General features: G+C 67.0%; 12 protein-coding genes. 4 read left to right on the top strand and 8 right to left on the bottom strand.

The features are described from left to right. Window positions 1-83 precede the first annotated feature (83 nt). A complete protein-coding gene (locus CA236_RS05335; RefSeq protein WP_164518871.1) occupies window positions 84-1,862 on the top strand; it encodes a DUF885 family protein in 1,779 nt (592 codons plus the stop codon). A gap of 267 nt (window positions 1,863-2,129) precedes the next feature. Here the strand turns inward: CA236_RS05335 and CA236_RS05330 are convergent, their stop codons facing one another. Next, window positions 2,130-3,818 (bottom strand): DUF885 family protein, encoded by a 1,689-nt coding sequence (locus CA236_RS05330; RefSeq protein ID WP_125944824.1) that lies wholly within the window; start codon window positions 3,816-3,818, stop codon window positions 2,130-2,132. A 287-nt stretch (window positions 3,819-4,105) separates the two neighbouring features. On the opposite strand from CA236_RS05330, the gene CA236_RS05325 reads away from it, so the two are divergent. Beyond that, a complete protein-coding gene (locus tag CA236_RS05325) occupies window positions 4,106-5,743 on the top strand; it encodes a DUF885 family protein (RefSeq protein ID WP_125944823.1) in 1,638 nt (545 codons plus the stop codon). 21 nt (window positions 5,744-5,764) lie between these two features. Here the strand turns inward: CA236_RS05325 and CA236_RS05320 are convergent, their stop codons facing one another. After that, window positions 5,765-6,673: a polysaccharide deacetylase gene (locus CA236_RS05320; protein WP_125944822.1), complete on the bottom strand. Its 909-nt coding sequence runs from the start codon at window positions 6,671-6,673 to the stop codon at window positions 5,765-5,767. An 86-nt stretch (window positions 6,674-6,759) separates the two neighbouring features. Between CA236_RS05320 and CA236_RS05315 the strand changes: the two genes are divergently transcribed. After that, window positions 6,760-8,442 carry a DUF885 family protein gene (locus CA236_RS05315; protein ID WP_164518870.1) on the top strand — a complete coding sequence of 561 codons (1,683 nt, stop codon included), beginning with the start codon at window positions 6,760-6,762 and terminating at the stop codon, window positions 8,440-8,442. A 101-nt stretch (window positions 8,443-8,543) separates the two neighbouring features. Here the strand turns inward: CA236_RS05315 and CA236_RS05310 are convergent, their stop codons facing one another. Then, window positions 8,544-9,653 carry an NADH:flavin oxidoreductase/NADH oxidase gene (locus CA236_RS05310; protein WP_125944820.1) on the bottom strand — a complete coding sequence of 370 codons (1,110 nt, stop codon included), beginning with the start codon at window positions 9,651-9,653 and terminating at the stop codon, window positions 8,544-8,546. Next, window positions 9,650-10,609, bottom strand: coding sequence for a dihydrodipicolinate synthase family protein (locus CA236_RS05305; RefSeq protein ID WP_164518869.1), 960 nt, complete (start codon window positions 10,607-10,609; stop codon window positions 9,650-9,652). The genes CA236_RS05310 and CA236_RS05305 overlap by 4 nt, the downstream gene beginning before the upstream one ends. 142 nt (window positions 10,610-10,751) lie before the next feature. Here CA236_RS05305 and CA236_RS05300 point away from each other — a divergent pair, with 142 nt between their 5' ends. After that, the gene (locus CA236_RS05300) at window positions 10,752-11,888 is read left to right on the top strand and encodes an FAD-binding oxidoreductase (protein ID WP_164518868.1); all 1,137 of its coding nucleotides are present in this window, start codon (window positions 10,752-10,754) and stop codon (window positions 11,886-11,888) included. Here CA236_RS05300 and CA236_RS05295 read toward each other — a convergent pair. The 4 genes from CA236_RS05295 to CA236_RS05280 form a co-directional block, all read right to left on the bottom strand. After that, the gene (locus CA236_RS05295) at window positions 11,869-12,612 is read right to left on the bottom strand and encodes an amino acid ABC transporter ATP-binding protein (RefSeq protein ID WP_046411444.1); all 744 of its coding nucleotides are present in this window, start codon (window positions 12,610-12,612) and stop codon (window positions 11,869-11,871) included. The genes CA236_RS05300 and CA236_RS05295 overlap by 20 nt on opposite strands. Then, the gene (locus CA236_RS05290) at window positions 12,590-13,279 is read right to left on the bottom strand and encodes an amino acid ABC transporter permease (RefSeq protein WP_125944817.1); all 690 of its coding nucleotides are present in this window, start codon (window positions 13,277-13,279) and stop codon (window positions 12,590-12,592) included. The genes CA236_RS05295 and CA236_RS05290 overlap by 23 nt, the downstream gene beginning before the upstream one ends. Before the next feature lie 2 nt (window positions 13,280-13,281). Then, on the bottom strand, window positions 13,282-14,739 hold the full coding sequence (locus tag CA236_RS05285; protein ID WP_125944816.1) for an ABC transporter substrate-binding protein/permease: 1,458 nt from the start codon (window positions 14,737-14,739) through the stop codon (window positions 13,282-13,284). Window positions 14,740-14,838: 99 nt separating this feature from the next. Next, window positions 14,839-16,608 carry an FAD-dependent oxidoreductase gene (locus CA236_RS05280; protein WP_125944815.1) on the bottom strand — a complete coding sequence of 590 codons (1,770 nt, stop codon included), beginning with the start codon at window positions 16,606-16,608 and terminating at the stop codon, window positions 14,839-14,841. Between the last annotated feature and the right edge of the window lies 1 nt (window position 16,609).

Here is a 16,609-nt window from a genome sequence, read left to right as displayed (position 1 = left end):
GAAGCAGTAAGATGATGGATCGGCGGAGCCTTCTGAAATCCGGCGTTGCGTGTGCCGCAGTCGCCGCACTTCCCGGCGGGGCCATGGCCCGGGCCGGGAAGGGGGCTCCCCGATCCGATCCTGCCACGGCGGCGCGGCTCGATGCTCTTTATGCCCGTGTGTGGCGCGAAGAGATCGCGTCGTCGCCCCAGCGGCTGACCTCGTTGGGGCTGGACCGCGGCGCGGAACATGCCGCGGCACGGCGCCTGCTGAACGACCGGTCGGAGGGCGCGTTCGCCCGCTCGATGGACACGCTGCGGCGTGCCCGGACCGAGCTGGCGCAGATCGACACGACGAAGCTGGCGGGGATCGACCTGGTCAATCATCGGTCGATGAAATTCTACGCCGACATCACCCTCGAGGGGTATGACCGGTTCAAATATGGCGAGCCGGGTTACCCGCGCGCCTATGCCGTCAACCAGCTCGACGGCACGTACAACAACATCCCCGACTTCCTCGACACCGCTCACCGGGTCGAGACGACGGCGGACGCCGAGGCGTATCTCAGCCGCCTGGATGCCTTCGCGACGGTGCTGGATCAGGACACCGAACGCTCACGGCGCGACGCCTCCAAGGGTGCGTCCGCCCCCGATTTCATCCTCGATACGTGCATCAGGCAAATTTCGCTGCTGCGCGGCGTGCCCGCGGCGCAATCCACCCTCGCCACGTCGGTGACGCGGCGTGCGACCGCGCGCGGCGTGGCGGGGGACTGGGCGAAGCGATCGACCGAGCTGGTCGAGAAGCGCGTCTATCCCGCGCTCGACCGCCAGATCGCCGAGCTGCGACGCCAGCGGCAGACCGCCAATCACGATGCCGGCGCGTGGCGCCTGCCGGATGGCGAGGCCTATTACGATTGGGGCATCCGCCTCTTCAACACCAAGGCCTTCAGCGGTGACGAGATTCACCGCCTTGGCCTGGAGATGGTGGCGCAGAACACCGCCGATATCGAGGCGATCCTGAAACCGGGTGGCTATACCCGCGGCACGCTGGGCGAGCGCATCCACGCGATGGCGATCGACATGAAGGGCGTGTACGAGAATTCGGACGCCGGCCGGGAGAAGATGCTGGTCGACGCCACGCGCCAGATCAAGGAGATCAGCGCGCTGCTGCCGCGCTATTTCCGCACCCAGCCACGCGCATCGGTTGTCGCCAAGCGGATCCCGCAGGCGATCGAGGCCGGCAAGGCAGGCGGCTATTACAGCCGCGGCAGCATCGACGGCAGCGTGCCGGGCTCCTATTTCATCAACATGCGCGAGATGGAGGATCGCTCCATCGTCGGACTGGCCACGCTCACCCATCACGAGGCCGTTCCGGGCCACCACATGCAGATTTCGCTCTCGCAGGAGAATGAAAGCATCCCGATGTGGCGCCGGACGATGGAATGCAGCGCCTATGTCGAGGGCTGGGCACTCTACGCGCAGACCGTCGCCGACGAGATGGGCGTGTTCGAGAAAGATCCGCTTGGTCGCCTCGGCTATTTGCAGAGCGAATTGTTCCGCGCGGCGCGCCTGGTGGTCGACAGCGGGCTCAACCACCATCGCTGGAGCCGTGAGAAAGCGGTCGATTATATGGTCGCGGCCACGGGCAGCAGCCGCGATTCCGTTACGTCGGAGGTCGATCGCTATTGCCTGATCCCGGGGCAGGCGCCGAGCTACAAGATCGGCCAGCGCGAATGGATCCGCCTGCGGGAGGACGCACGTCGCCGGCTCGGCGCGCGCTTCGACATCCGCGCCTTCCATGATGCGGGGCTGTTGTCGGGCATCATGCCGCTCGGCGTGCTGGAACAGCGGATCGAGGAATGGATCGGCACGCAAGCGATCTGAACAACCACATCAGGCAACGGAAAAGGGCGCGGGGGCTGATGCTCCGCGCCTTTTTTGTGTTTGTCGCCGGTTAAGTGCTTGACCCGCCGATCCAACAAGTCACAAATGACACATCACGTCCGGCCCGCGGCCGGGACGAAAAAAAAGGGGGGCGACCATGGCCGGTCAGCACCCCTGAGTTTCTGGGTTCCCCCGGCGCGGGAACATGCATGATGACACCGGGGAAAGGTGCCGCCATCGCTGGGGAGCGATGGCGGCCGTTTCCGACTACGCCCCTCCGGGGAGAGGGTCGCGTCGCCAGAAAGTGGACACCTCGTTGTCGTTGCCGGTCATCTCGAATCGGATCAGCGACAAGGGTATGCGGCCGATCGTCATCATGCGATCGTGGAAATCGCGGAGGACGAACTTGTCGCCCTGATGCCGGCGAACGTCACCCAGCAATTTCTGCATCTCGACCATGCCGATCGTATAGCCCAGGCCATAGCCCGGCGGCCGCCGCAGATAGATTTCGGCGTCGACGCGCGCCACGTCCGCGTCGAGCCAGGGCGTATATTTCTGCCACTCGGCCACGACCTGCGAGACATTGGCGCGGTTGAGCTGCAGGTCGAGGTCGCCGGCGACGCGTACCGCGCGGAAGATGCCGAACAGGTCGATCAACTCACGCGTGCGCGCGCGATCCTTGTCGAAGAAGCCCAGCCGCTGGGCCGCTTCCTCCAGATACGTGCCCCAGCCCTCGGTGCGCACGCCATCGTCGATCTTGCTGCGGATCGGATGGGTGTCACGCTTGTCCATTTGCCCGTCGAAGGCGTGGCCGGGGATGGTGGCGTGGAACAGGTCGGGGCTGGGATCGCGATACTGGATCTGCTCCCAGAAATTCGGCCCGTTCGGCCGAACGATCCACGGCACGTTGACATAGAGATAGCCGATGTCCGCCGGGACGGTGATGATCTCCTCGTCCTTCAGGAAGGCGTGGATGTCGCGCAGCGTGTCGGCCTTGCGCTTCTCATAGTCCGCCTCGCTCGCCGGCAGCGTCAGCTCGGGCAGGTTGCGGTTCCGGTGCTTCTCCAGCGCGTGCATGCCCCACAGCCGCTCGGTCTCGCGGTGGCCGATCGTGCGCAGCTGGTCCGTATTGTACGGCAGCAGCTTCACGTTCTTCACATACCAGTTGAAGTTCGCTTCGCCGACGCCGGCCGGCGCGGTCATCTTCGGCCGCTCCGCTTCCAGCCACGTGCGAAGGTCCGCCGCGGCCGCGCGTGCGGCGCGAATGTCGGGAAGGATCGCTGGCTGCGTGGTCTTCGCGCGCGCTTCCAGATCGTCGAACCAGCCGATGATGCCGGCGGGCGGCACCTTGCGGTACGGATGGCCATGGCCGACGCCATCGGCGTTGGTCAGGTTATGCAGCGCCAGATCGGCATAGTCGCCGGGCACGTTGCGCAGCGTTGCCTTGGCGCGCGCGACGATCGTCGGCATCTCGCGGAGCTGGCCGCGCAGCGTGATCAGCGCGGCGCCCTTGGCGGGCAGTTCGGTGAACGACACGCGCAGCATCTGGTCGACGTAGAAACCGGGATCACGCTCCCACGGCTTCGAGACACGCAGGAGGAAATCCTCCTCGTTCATCTTGGCGCGCGCGGCGAGCCAGTCGACCTGCTGCGCCCGCTCCCAGCCGGCGACGTTCATATTCTCCATCGCGCTGAGGTAGCCGCCCACTTGCGCACGGCGTGCCTCGATCGCGGCGGGGGTGAAATCCTTGCTCTTGGCCTGCGCCGTGCGCCATTCCAGGAACTCACCCCAGGTCCGCAGCAGGTCTTGGTAGCTGCCCTGGCCCGAGGGCGGGCGTGCGGTGGTGGATGCCGCGGCGAGCGTCGTTCCGCCCTGAGCAACGGCAATGCCCGGCACCGCGGTCGTCACCAGTGCGGCAGCGATCACCAGCGTCATTGGCCGGCGTTTCAAGGACATGGCATCGACTCCTTTTAGCATCTTGTTGCTTCGCGCAGTGTGCACGTCGGCAGGTCCGGGCGCCGATCCAACCGTGGTCGCTCAGCGAACATCCTGCTCTCTGTGCGTACTATCGTGTGGGGGCATCCGAACTGTCAAGAAAGATATCATCAGGCGAACACATAGCCGCTGTGCGCACATAGTGTCTGGTGTGACCACTGCTGCTGTGTCATGGCCGGCAAAGGCAAGATGCCGGTGTGCTTGGTGGATGACCGGGTGCCCGGTACCGCGCGGGAAGGGGATGGTAGATGAAACATGGTTTGTTGCTGGCGGCGGCGATGATGGGGACGATGGCGGCGCTCGCCGTGCCGACCCCGCTGGCGGCGCAGGTACGGCACGACACGCTGGAGAGCGTGTTCCGCGACTGGCGCACGCTGCAGCTTGGCGAGGTGAAGAACGGCGCGACGGATTACAGCGCCCCCGCGCTGGCGCGGCAGGCGGCGGGGCTGAAGCAGCTTCGTGCCCGGCTCGACGCGCTGCCCACCACCGGCTGGACCGTGTCGCAGAAGGTCGATCGCGAGATCATCCGCGCGGAGATGAACGGCCTCGATTTCGACCTGCGCGTCGCGAAGCCGTGGGAACGTGACCCCGCCTGGTACCTTTCCGTCTGGGCGGCGCAGAGCGATACGCCCGCGCACGAAGGCCCGGTCCACCCGATGCCGGTCGAACTATGGACCTACAGCTTCCCGCTCGATGCCGCCGCGTCGAAGAAGTTGGCGGGCGAGCTGGCGCATATCCCCGAGCTGCTGCGCCAGGCGCGCGTCAACCTGACCGGCAACGCCCGCGACCTGTGGACCGCGAGCCTCGTCACGCTGGGCGGCCAGCAGGAGGCGCTCGACGACCTTCAGCGCAAGGTTGCCGGCGGCGATCCGAAGCTGGTGCGCGCCGTCAGCGATGCCGCGACCGCCACGCGCAGCTTCATCGCCTGGGTGAAGGCCGAGGCGCCGCGCAAGACCGGCCCGTCGGGCGTTGGCATCGAGAATTACAACTGGTTCCTGAAGAACGTTCAGCTGTCGACGCTCACCTGGGCCGACGAGGTCGCGATCATGCAGCGCGAGCTGGATCGCTCGCACGCCGCCTTGCGCATGGAGGAACAGCGCAATCGCAACCTGCCGCAGCTGGTCGGCGCCTCCACCCCGCAGGAATATGACGCGCTCGCCGCCGCATCGGTGCGCAAGTACATGCAGTTCCTGAAGGACAAGGACATCCTGACCATCCGGGACTATATGGAACCGGAGCTGATGAAGCGGGTGGGCAGCTATGTCCCGCCGGAAAAGCAGAACTTCTTCCACATCGTGATGCACCGCGCGCCGATGACGCTGTGGACGCATTATTATCACTGGTGGGACCTGCGCATGATGCAGGCCGATCCGCACCCGAGCGAGGTGCGCCGCGGGCCCCTGCTGTACAATGTGTGGCTCAGCCGCTCGGAAGGCATGGCGACTGCGGTCGAGGAACTGATGCTCCACGCCGGGCTGTTCGACGATGAGCCTAGGTCGCGCGAATTCGTGTGGATCATGCAGGCGCAGCGCGCCGCGCGTGGCCTCGCCTCGCTGTATGCGCAGGCCAACATGATCGACCTGAAGGCGGCGATGGACATGCAGGTCGCGCGCACGCCCAACGGCTATATGTCGCCGACGCTGCCGCTGCTCGGCTTTGAACAGCAGATGTACCTGCGGCTGCCGGGCTACGGCCCCAGCTACATCACCGGCAAGGCGATGGTCGAGCGGCTGCTGACCGAAATGGCGGAGGATCGCGGCCAGCAATTCCGTCCGCGCGAATTCTTCGACGGCCTGAACCGCCACGGGATGATCCCGCTGTCGCTGATCCGCTGGGAAATGCTGGGCAAGACCGACGAACTCGAAAAGCTGGGGATCAAGCCGTAACCGATGAAGGGCAGCCGGTGGCTATTCGCCCTGGCCGCCCAGCCCGCCGGCGTCGCGCACCCAGCGCGCGATGTCGGCATGGGTGGCGAACCACGCGCCGCCCAGATCCTTCGCCGCCTCGATCAGCGCCTCCAATATCCAGATGCGCGATCGGTAGCCAATGACGAAGGGGTGCATGACCAGCTGGAACACGCTGCCCTCGACCGCCGCGGCTTCCAGCTCGCGTTTGAAGATTGAATAGACGTCGTCAGGGGTCATCCACGGGCGGGTGGCGGGCGTCCGGTTGAACATCATGTAGACGGCATCGTCGCGCAGCCATTCGACCGGTATCTCGACGACCCCCGTGGCCCGCCCGTCGAGCAGCAGCTCGTACGGGACCTCGTCCGCCATCAGCGAACTGTCGTACAGCAGCCCCATTTCCTCAACGATCGCGATCGTGTTGGGTGACAGGTCCCAGTTGGCGGAGCGGAAGCCGACCGGCGGCGACCCGATCAGCGGGGTGAGCACGTCATGCGCGCGCAGCATCAACTCGCGCTCGGTCGCCGCGTCGAGCAGGCTGTTATTCTCATGCACCCAGCCATGCATGCCGACCTCGTGACCCGCGCCGATCAGCCCACGCGTCTCGTCCGGATCAAGGATGGCGCACAGCGCAGGCATGAAGAAGCTTGCCGGCACGTCATGACGACGCAGCACGTCCAGCACGCGCGGCAGGCCCACCCTTCGCCCGAACTCGCCCCAGGCGAGGCGCCCGATCGCACGCCCGCCGGCGCCGATCTCGAACGATTCATGATCGCAGTCGAACGACAGCGCGACGGCGAAGCGCGCCCCGTCCGGCCATGATGCGGGCTGCAACGTTCGTCCCGCGCTTACGCGGTTGATCAGCGAACGTAACTCGTCCTGCGGGATCATCCACGGCTTGGCATCCTGCATCGCCGATCCTTCTCACTTAAATGCGCCATGCGAACTTGCGTTCGCACTGTGATCGTGTTTCGGTTGGCGGACAAGGGAGGGGTTTGATGAATAGAATGTTCCGGGGAATGATGAGCGCGTCGCTGGCGCTGATGGTGCCGCTCGCCCCAGCTATCGCGGCTCCCGAGGCGCTTCAGGCCGCGCCATCCATGACGACGCCGACAGGCAGCGTGCGCACGCATGACGGTCTGGTCGCGCTCTATCAGCAGGCGCGCAAGGACGTGGACTTCACCGTCCGCAACCATGTGCCCGACGTGTCCGAAGCGGCGATGGTCGCGCGGCAGCAGGCGGCGCAGCGTGCGGTCGCTCAGATCGGCGCGATTGATGACAAGGCGTGGCCGATCCCGCAGCGCGCCGACCTGATGCTGGCGCTTGCCGAAATGCGCGGGGTCGATTTCGAGCACCGCGTCCTGCGCCCGTGGGCGCGCGATCCAAGCTGGTGGTCGACGCTCGACCTTGGCTGGGGACCGAAGGTGAAGACCGCTTTTTCCCCGCCCAAGCTGCCGATCACCGACGCGGCCGCAAAGGCGACATTTGCGGCGCAGTTGCGGGCAACGCCGACGATCCTGGCCAATGCGCGCCTGACGCTGACCGATGCGCGCGGCGACCTGATCGACCTCGGCATCATGCACCATGATATTGAGACGCGCGTCTATGGCCGGATGGCGCGCGATCTGGCGAAGCATCACCCAGAGTTGGTCGGCCCGGCGCGTGCCGCAGAAAAGGCTTCGAGCGACTTCGCGGCATGGCTGCGCGCCGAAAAGCCGCGGGTGAAGCAGCATGCCGGCATCGGCGTTGCGGACTTCGATTGGTACATCAAGAATGTCATGCTGATGCCGTGGACCTTCGCCGAGCTGAAGGCGCTGGGCGAACGCGAATGGGAACGCAGCATGGCCTTCCTCGCGCTTGAGGAACATGAGCATAAGGCGACGCCGATGCCGGCGCCGGTGACGTCGCTCGAGGGGTTCGAGGCGCTTCGGCGTGAGGCGGATGAGGATCTGCTGCGCTTCCTGAAGGAACGACGGATCATGACCGTGCCCGACTGGCTGACGGTGCCGCCGCCCGAGGGCCCCTATGTCATGCCCGCCAACCAGGACCCCGCGGTGCCGGGGCCGTTCGACGCGCCGATCGACCGCAACTTCTTCCGCGAGGCGGAGGATCGCGATCCGCGCAGCCTGCGCGCGCACAACCTGCCGGGGCACATCTTCGACAGCGCCTATCGCAAGCGCGACACCCGGCCGATCCGCGGCGACGAGCGACTTGGGTTCATCGACAGCGGACGGCTGGAGGGCTGGGCCTTCTATCTGGAGGAAATGCTGCTCCAGTCCGGCTGGCTCGACGATCGGCCCAAGGCGCGTGAGATCCATTATGTCCTGCAGGCCAATCGCGGCGCACGGCTGAAGGCGGAGCTGCTGGCGCAGGCGAATGAATGGACGTTCGACCAGGCGCTCGACTCACTTTCCGGCCGCACCCCGCGCTGGATGGAAAAGACCGACGACACCGCGATCTACGACATGGCGCTTTACCTGCGTCAGCCGGGACTTGGCCTGAACTATTATTTCGGGAAGGTTCAGCTCGAACAATTGCTGGCCGAGGAGCGGCTGGCCAAGGGCGATGATTTCGACCTGACCAAATTCCATGATCGCTTCATCCAGTCGGGTATCATCCCGATCGCGCTGATCCGCTGGGAAATGACCGGCAAGGACGATCAGGTTCGCACGATGCGCTGATCGCCGGAGCCCCGTCGATGATACCGGCGGGGCTCGGGATGAAACGAAGACGCCCGCGCTGCCAGGGGCGACGCGGGCGTTTCCTTGTCGGTTAAGCGAGCTCAGCGATACCGCCGGCGCTCCAGGAAGAAGGCGTAGTTACGCGGGAACACCGCATTGGGCCGCTCCATTCCCAGCTCGGCCGCGGCGCGATAGGCAAAGTTGCTGTCGGCCAGCAATTCGCGCCCGATCGCGACCAGATCGGCACTGCCCGATGCGATCGCCTGTTCGGCAATTTCGGGCGTGACGATCAGCCCCACCGCCATGCTCGCGACGCCGCCTTCGGCACGGATGCGCGCGGCATGGGGTACGAGATAGCCGGGGGAGGGGGCGGCATCGGCCACGCCCGAGCTGCCGCGTACGCCGCCCGACGAACAGTCGACCACGTCGACCCCCGCCGCGCGCAGCGCTGCTGCCAGCCGCACCATGTCATCGACCGTCAGCCCGCCGTCGACGCCGTCGAACAGCGACAGGCGATAGAAGATCGGCATGCCCTCGGGTAGCTCGGCGCGCAGCCGCCGCACGATCTCCAGCGGCAGCCGGAACCGCCCGGCCTCGTCGCCGCCCCAGCTGTCGCTCCGCTGGTTGCTCAGCGGCGAGACGAAGCTGTGGATCAGATAGCCGTGCGCGCCATGCACCTCGACGAAATCGAAGCCAGCAGCGACCGCGCGCTGCGCAGCGGCAGCGAACGCATCGATGACGCCGGCAATCTCATCCTCGCTTAGCGCATGCGGCGTCGGCCAGCCATCGAGGAACGGCAGCGCGCTCGGCGCCACCGTCTGCCACGCGCGCGGGTCCGCCGGGTCGATCGGCTGCGCCCCGTCCCACGGCACCTCTGCGCTCGCCTTGCGGCCGGCATGGGCCAGCTGGATGCCGACGGCGGCACCATGATCGTGGTACAGCCTGGTGATCGTCGACAGCCCGGCGACATGATCGTCGGACCAGATGCCAAGGCACCCGGGCGTGATGCGCCCGTCCGCCGTGACGCCCGTCGCCTCGACCAGCGCGCCGCCCACGCCCCCCAGCGCGAGCCGCGCATGGTGGGCACGGTGCCAGTCGGTGACGTGCCCGTCCTGCGCGACATATTGGCACATCGGCGACAGGATGATGCGGTTGCGGAACGCCACGCCCCGGCACGCAAAGGGCGTGAAGAGGACGGGCGTCTCGCTCACGCGGCGGTCCCGACGGTGTCGGTCTTGCGCGCGTCAATGTCCTTCATCAGCGCGTCGATCTCCTCGAAGATCGCGAGGATCGCGGCCAGCTTCTGCTTGCCCTCATCCCCCAGGCTGGCGAAGGTCGTCAGCGGCTGGCGCACATCGCCGACCGGATGGCCGACCGCAGCGGCCAGCGCCTTGGAATAGCATTGATGGCCATAGGTCGGGTGGCCCTCCGCGATGATGCGATCGGCGCGGTGCACCAGATGCTGGATCGCGGCGGCATCGCGCACGCGCCCTTCCTCCAGCAGCTCCCACATCCGCGTCGTCGAATAGGGCAGGTAATTGCCGTAAGGGTTCACATAGCCGACCGCGCCCAGCAGGAAGCTTTCCACCGGACGCTCGCCGGCGAACACGTTCATCACCCCGCCGGTTTCCTCGACGATGTCGTACACCCGGGCGACGTCCATGCTCGCCTCCTTGATGTAGCGGACCTGCTCGAACGCGGTCGTCAGCCTGGCGATCAGCGCCGCGCTCATGTCGCGGTTCGACGTCACCGGATTGTTGTACACCATGATCGGCACGGTCACCGCCTCGCAGATGGCGCGATAATAGGCGAAGATCTCGTCGTCGGTCGGCGTGTAATAATAAGGCGGGATGATCATCAGGCCATCGGCGCCCAGCGCCTGCGCCTCTGCGCTGTGCGCGACGGCGTTGGGCGTATAGGCATCCATCGTGCCGACCAGCACGTCCATGCGGCCATCGACATGCTTCACCGTCTCCTCGACGATCGTGCGGCGTTCCTCGCGGCTGATGGTCAGGAACTCGCCCGTGGTGCCCAGCATGATGATGCCCGGCACGCCGCAGTCGATCTGCCAGTCGAGGAAGGAGCGAAGCGCCCCCACATCGACGGTGGCGCCATCGGTCGAGAACGGCGTGACCGCGACGGTGTAGCTACCGCGGAATTTCTTCATGAACCTGCTTTCTGTCTGGGGACGCATGACGGTTATGCTTTCGTCATGCGATGCGATAAGCGAACACTTGTAACCATAGCGCCCAACTTTGCAGTGGCAAGATGGGAACGTTACGGTGTTGGTTAATAACGGGAGCATGCGCGTGGACGAGGTGATCGTGGTCGGCGGCGGGATCGCCGGAAGTGCGACGGCCTATTATCTGGCGCGTGATGGCGTTGCCGTGACGCTGGTCGAACAGGCGGGGCTCAGCGGCCTGGCGAGCAGCGCCAATGCCGGGAGCCTTCACGCCCAGATCCCGCACGATCCCTTCCGCAATCTCGGCCCGGAATGGGCGCAGAACTATGCGCAAGCGATCCCCTTCTACATGGCGTCGCTCGACATCTGGCGCACGCTGGAGGCGGAGCTTGGCACCGATCTCGAAATCGGCTTCGGCGGCGGCCTGCTGGTCGGCGCGACCGAGGCGGAGATGGCGGAGATCGCGGCCAAGGCGCAGGTTGAGCGGGCCGCCGGGCTGCCGATGGAACTGCTCGACAGCCGTTCGCTGCGCGAACACGCACCCTATCTTTCCGAATCGCTGATCGGCGGCGCGCTTTGCCCGATCGAGGGGAAGGCCAATCCGATGTTGGTCGCCCCCGCCTTCGCCCGCGCCGCGCAGGCGGCGGGCGCGCAGATCGCCAGCTACAGCGGCCCAGCGGCGCTCCGGCGCGAGGCGGGGGCCTATACCGTCACCACCGACACTGGCCGCTACACCGCCGATCGGATCGTGATCGCCGCCGGCTCGGCCAGCGGCGCGCTGACGCAGTCGCTGGGCGTGACGCTGGGCGTTCAGGCCTTCCCGATCCAGGTGAGCGTGACCGAGCCGGCCGCGCCGCTGATCAAGCATCTCGTTTACAGTGCTGGCGAAAAGCTCACCATGAAGCAGACGCGCGCGGGCAGCATCCTGATCGGCGGCGGCTGGTCGGCGCGGCTCGACGCGGAGGGGCGGCCGGGGGTCGATATCGAAAACCTGGCGCAGAACCTGTCGCTCGCCCGCGCTGCGGTGCCGGCGATCGGCGGGCTGAAACTGGTGCGCAGCTGGGCGGCCTTCGTCAACGGCACCGATGACTGGCTGCCGATCCTGGGCGAGCTGCCCGGCGCGCCCGGCGTGTTCCTGAACTATGTGCCGTGGATGGGCTTCACCGGCGGCCCGGCGGCGGCGCGCGCGATCGCCAGCATGGTGCAGGGCAAGGCGCCCCCGATGGCGGCGCCCTTCGACGCCTTCAGGCCGCGTGCCGGATGACGGCACCGACAAAGGCACGCGTCCGCTCCATCTTTGCCGCGGTGAAGATCTCCGCCGATGTCCCGGTCTCCACCACCTGCCCGGCATCCATCATCACCACGCGGGTCGAGATTTCGCGCACGAACGCCATTTCGTGGCTGACCAGCAGCATGGTGATGCCGTCCCCCGCCAGCGCGCGAACCGTGTCCAGCACTTCGCCGACACGCTCGGGATCAAGCGCTGAGGTCACTTCGTCGAGCAGCAGGATCTCCGGCTCGACCGCCAGCGCCCGGGCGATCGCCACCCGCTGCTGCTGGCCGCCCGACAGCTGATCGGGATAGCTGTCGCCCTTGTGCCCCAGGCCGACCTTCTCCAGCAGCGCCATTGCGCGCTCCTCCGCCTCGCGCTTGGGCACGCCGTGCACCTTCACCGGCGCGATCGCGACATTGGCCCGCGCGGTCATGTTCTGGAACAGGTTGAACTGCTGGAACACGATCGACATTCGGCTGCGCAGCGCGCGCAGGCTGCGCTTGTCGGCATAATCGACCGCTGTGCCGCCGATGCAGACCGCCCCCGCCGTCGGCGGCGTCAGGCCGATCAGGACGCGCAGCAGCGTGCTCTTGCCCGATCCCGACGGGCCGATCAGGCTGACGACCTCGCCCTTGTCGGCGGACAGGGTAACGCCGCGCAGGACAGGGTTGCCGGCATAGCTGGCTTCAAGGTCACGGACGTCGAGATGGTGCAAGGCGGTTCTCCAGGCGCTTGGCGAGCAGGCCGAGCGGCCAAGACAGAAGGAAATAGAGGATCAGGACCGCGCCGAAGCCCAAAGTCGGCGGGAAGCCGCGGTTCACCAGGATCTTGCCCGAAAAGGTCAGTTCCACGACGCCTAGGTGCGAGGCGAGCGAGGTATCCTTGATGAACATGACGATGAAGGCGGTGGCGGGCGGCAGGATGATGCGCCAGCTCTGCGGCAGGACCACCAGCCAGAACACCTGCCAGGCGTTGAAGTTGAGCGCCTCGGCGCCCTCCACCTGGGTACGCGGCACGGAATCGAGGCCGGCGCGGATGATCTCCGACAGATAGGCGGTGGCATAAAGCGTGATCGCCACCGTCGCGATGCCGAGCAGCGACAGCTCCGGCGCGATGATCTGCGTTGCGAACAGCGACAGGATCAGCAGCACCAGGAAGGGCAGGCGGCGGAACGTCTCGACGACCAGCATCGCGGCGAACCGCAAGGGCGTCAGCGCCGGCGCGCGGGTGCGCCGCAGGACGGCCAGTCCCATGCCGAACGCAAAGCCGAGCGAGCAGCCGATCGCCGTCATCACGATCGTTCGCCACAGCGCGCCGAGCAGGAACAGCGCGACGCCCGGCGTGAAGAAGCGCGGCGCGCTTTCGACGATGGACTCGATCATGGTCAGGCCCCCGTGCGGACGCGGAAGAAGGTGCGCCCGAACCACGCCAGCGCCGCGGAGGCGATCAGGGTCAGGGCGATGTAGATGAGGCCCGCGACGGCGAACGTCTCGATCGTGCGCAGGCTCGTGGTGCTGACGTTGATCGCGCGGCCGGTCAGTTCCTCGACGCCGAACAGCGCGGCCATCGAGCTGCCGAGCACCAGCACGATGAAGAAATTGGCCAGCGGGCGGTACACCGTGCGCAACACGTGCGGCACGATGACATGAGTCATCACGTCGCGGCGGTGGAGACCAAGGACGCTCGCCGCCTCGAGTTCCGCCGGCCGCACCGATGCGACGCCCGCGCGGATGATCTCGGTCAGATAGGCGCCGGCGTTCAGCGTCAGGCCGATGACCACCGCAGTGAAAGAGCCCAGTTTGATCCCCGCGTCCGGCAGCGCGTAATAAATGAGGAAGATCTGCACCAGCGCAGGCGTGTTGGTGAACAGCGTCACATAGCCGCTGACGAATCTGCGAACCGGCCCCGCCGCATAAAGCAGCGCCATCGCCCCACCGAGGCCGATCGAGGCGCCGATGATGAAGGCGAGGAACGCGATCTGCAGCGATATCGCCGCGCCGCCCAGCAGATAGGGAATCTGGCCGATCACCCCGCTGAAATCGAAGGCGTAGCCGCTGGTCTCCGCCTGCGTCGCGGCGGGACGATCGCGCAGCGCGGGGGCGATCTGCTCCTCGCCCACCGGCACGCTCATGTCCGCGGCATAATGGTCGCGCCACATGGCGGCGATGCTGCCGTCCTTGTGCAGAGCATGGAGCACGCGGTCGAGTTCGGCCTGAAGGGTGGCATTGCCCTTGGCGACGCCAATTCCGCACCAGGCGGCGAAGATCGGGTCGGGCAGGACGCGCCATTTGACCTCGGGATAGTTGCGCGTGAAGCCCAGGAAGAAATCGGTGTTCTCGATCAGCGCGTCGGCGCGCCCCTGCGCGATCGCGCGGATCGTGTCGGCGTTGCCGTCGACCAGCAGGCGCCGGGGCAGGGGCAGCTTTTCCTGCAGCACGCTGACCGACTGGTTGCCGCGCATGTTGACCAGCGTGATGTCGGGGCGGTTCAGATCCTCCCAGCGATCGGCCGTCACCCGATCGGTGGTGATGACGCCCATCGCTTCCGAATGGAGCGGAATGGTGAAATCGATCAGCGCCTGGCGTTCGGGCGTGATGGTCAGCGCGCCCATCGACATGTCGATGCGGCCCGACACCAGGAACGGGACGCGCTGCGCGGCCTCGGTCGGCACCAGCGTCAATTTGACGCCCAGCGCGTCGGCGATGCGCCGCGCCACATCGACGTCGAACCCGGCGAGCCGGTTGTCGTCGCCATAGCTGCTCATCGGCGGGAAATTGGGGTTCACCCCGACGCGGATCTCACCCGATTGGCGGACGTCCTCCAGCGTGCGCGCATGCGCCATCCCGCCTGCTACCACAGCAATCAGAAACGATACGATCCAGCACAGGCGCAGCACGGCAGCCCTCCCCGCTGCGTCGAATGACAATGACCCTCCGGCCAGTCAATGTTCTTCTGTCGAACTTTCGTTCTTTATGCGACCATTCGTTGCGGTGGCGACGATCTGATCGATCGTGGTCGGCTTGAACGGCGCGCGCGGCGCAAAGCCCGGCAGCGCGGTGGCCACGTTGCCCTCGCCGGCCGCTTTCAGGCGCGCTTCGATCACGGCGGCGCAATATCTTCCCCCGCACGCGCCCATGCCCGCGCGGGTTGCGCGCTTGATGGCCGAAATGTCCCGCAGACCGGCCGCCAGCAGCGAATCCACGGCCGAAACAGGCACGCTTTCACACCGGCACAGCAGCGCATCAGGCCGCAAATTCGGCAGCCCCACGGGCGCGTAGATGCGCCACAGCGCATCCTGAAACACACGATGCCGCCCCAACTCGCGAACCGCCTTCGCACGCTCCGCGGCGGCAACAGGTCGCCCGCCCAGCGCCTCCACCAGCGCCGCGCCGCCAAGCACGCCCTGCGCCATCGCGATCCGCGCGCCGCCCAGCCCACCGCCGTCGCCGATCACCTGAACATCCTCGATCGTGGTGTGCCCGGCATCGTCTCGCACGACGCGGATCGTGCCATCCGCGCTGCTTTCCGTCGCGCATCCCAGCGCCCGCGCCGCCTCCGCCTGCGGCAGGAAACCATAGCCCAGGCACACCGCATCAACCGCGAACGACCGCTTGCTGCCGGGGACGATCGTACCGTCGGCAGCGGTCCTCGCGACCGTGACCCTCTCCGCTTTGTCGAAGCCCTCGATCCCGGTCACCACATGGCCATACAGCATCGGCACCTTCGCCCGGCGCAGCGCAGCCAGCATCGCCGCGCCATCCATCACCAGCCTTGGTGCAGCCTTGGCCATGCGAAGCGCGTCCACCGCGCTCGCCGGCCCCGGTGCCGCCGCAGCCTCAACCAGCGCCACCACCTCACATCCGGCGCGCAGCAATTCGCGCGCTACCTGAATGTTGAGCGGACCGTTGCCCGCCACCAGCACGCGCCGCCCCGGCGCGGTCGCATAGGCGCGCAGCAACGTCTGCGCCGCCCCCGCCGTCATGACGCCCGGCAGCGTCCAGCGGGGCACTGGCCACGGCCGCTCATAGGCGCCCATCGCCAGCACCAGCCGCTTGGGCCGAACCACCACCGCGCCTGCATCACCCGAGAGGCTGATCGACAGCTGCCCCGCCTCGTCTCGCGTGGCGGCCCACATCGTCCGCCCATGCAGCAGGCGGGCGCCGGCGGCCAGGGTCTGCCCGATGAGCGCCCGCCCCTCGGCGGTCTGCCGATCGCTGCGCTCAGGATCGATCGCAAAGGCACTGGCCGGTTGCTTGAAATATTGCCCGCCCGCCATTGCGCGCTCGTCGGCGATCAGGACGTCGAGGCCGGCGGCAGCCGCGATGCGCGCGGCGGACAAACCCGCCGGCCCAGCGCCAACGACCAGCACGTCGGGGGTCTCCACCGTAGCCGCGCCGGGGGCGGGCATTATCGTCTTTTCGCCTGCCACGACGCGGGCAGGCGCCTGCTTGATCTGCTGGTCGGGCTGGGCCGGTGTCATGCAGGCAAGGCGGACCTGCCCATCTACCTCCACCCGGCATTCGCCGCATACCCCCATGCCACACCACATGCCGCGCGGCGCGCCGGTGGACGCCTCCCGCAGCGCCCGCTTGCCCGCCGAGGTCAGTGCGGCGGCGACGCTTTCGCCCGGCCACGCCTCGATCGTCTCCCCATCAAAGGTCAGCGCGAAGGGTGAGCCGCGGCGTTCCGCTCCGGGCAGGGTGATGCGCATG

The organism is Sphingomonas sp. ABOLG (assembly GCF_003950435.1).
In the GTDB taxonomy this organism is placed as follows: Bacteria; Pseudomonadota; Alphaproteobacteria; order Sphingomonadales; family Sphingomonadaceae; genus Sphingomonas; species Sphingomonas panaciterrae.
Note: the sequence above shows the minus strand (reverse complement) of the source record. Positions and strands in the feature narration are given on the sequence as shown.